The following is a 1,470-nucleotide window of genomic DNA, read 5'->3' as shown; positions in this document are numbered from 1 at the left end:
GGGCTCCAGTTTAAGGATATGCTGCCGTCCGGGGCTGACTGGGCCGTCAGGTCCGAGGGAGGGCTTACAGTATTGGGGTTGTTGACGTTTACCGTATAGCCGTTGGTCTTTTCGAACAGCACCAGGTAGTCGTACAGGTAATCGTGTTTGGTGGTGTAGGCTTTAAATTTTAATTTGTTTCCCGGGTACTGGAGAGTTGTTACGGTGCGGGGGGTGATTTCCTGCCAGTTTGCGCCCCCGTCGGCGCTGACGTAATAAGTGAAGTTGCTTCTGCTTTCATTGACTTCCAGATAAACGTTTTTAACTGGTTCGGTTATGCTTACGGATTTGCTTTCCATGGTTGTGTCGCCGGAGTCGAATTCAACATTTCCTTCTGTGTTATATTTGGCGCTGGTTTTGCCGGTGTCTATTTTTGTTTTGGTGTCAAAGGTGTCGCATAGCCGGAAGTAGTTGGTATACCCTATGTTTCCCGCGTTGTCGTAGGATCTGGCCCATATTTTATAGCTGCCGTCGGGAAATCCGGTGGTGTCCCAGTTTACCTTAAAGGGGCTGCCGGTGGCGGTGCCTATCAGGGCGCTGCCCACGTAAAACTCCACCTTCTGTATTCCGGAGGCGTCCGTGGCAGTGGCTTCCATATTTACCGTTCCGGTATTGGAGGAGTCTTTTGCCGGAGAGGTGATGTTAATAGCCGGCTCGGTTATGTCCGTTTCATAGGTTATTGACAGCTTGGGATGGCTGAAGATGCTGTAATCATAGTTTTCAGGGTTTTCTATATAGGGGCAGAGAATCAGCCCGTAGTTGGGAGCTGTTCCGTTAACCCAGGCGTCAACCATATTGGTGACGTTAAAGGATGCGTCATAGCACATGGTGTATTCATCATAGTCAATATTTCCGGACACCCCCGTGGACGGATCGTAGGTCCCACCGGGCTGTTCCCATTCCCTGTCAAATTCGGCCTCGTCCCAGGTGGCTTCCATTTCAAGCCACTCCTGGGTCACGCGATAGGCCCTCATTGAATAAAGTTTTTGGCCCGGGGTATGGTTTTCAATATACAGTGTTGCGCTTTTTATGGTTCCCCTGGGCACTGCCGAAAGATTGTATTTTACCAGGGTTCGACGATCTCTATCAACGCATAATCCCCCGTTGCCATCGGGGCGTGAGCTGTTCCGGTTAATGCAGGTGTCCATTGCTTCGTCTTCCTCCGGAGCAATGGATATGGTGGGATCTATATAGATGGGGTAGGTAACATTATTGAGGCTTTCTTTATTCAATTCGATGTCTATGAATAGCTCTCCGCCGTGGTTTCTGACTGTTTGGGTTACTCCGCTAATCTCCTTACCGGTGGCGTCACAGGCGTAAACCGGGTTTATATAAAACAGGCGCTTTCCTGTTTCGCTGGAGATAAAGGCTATCAGGCCGTTTTTGCCCTCCAGCCAGTTAAGCTTGTCCGTGCTTACTTTAAAGGAAAAG

Annotated in this window: 1 protein-coding gene; it reads right to left on the bottom strand. The window is 49.7% G+C overall.

Translation table 11 applies throughout. From position 1 onward, the window contains the following. Positions 1–1,470: Ig-like domain-containing protein (locus DCCM_RS14040; RefSeq protein WP_123057289.1), on the bottom strand; the 1,470-nt coding region annotated here is incomplete at both ends.

This window comes from Desulfocucumis palustris (genome assembly GCF_002933875.1).
Lineage (GTDB): Bacteria > Bacillota > Desulfotomaculia > Desulfotomaculales > Desulfocucumaceae > Desulfocucumis > Desulfocucumis palustris.
This window is presented reverse-complemented; position numbering and strand designations above follow the sequence as displayed.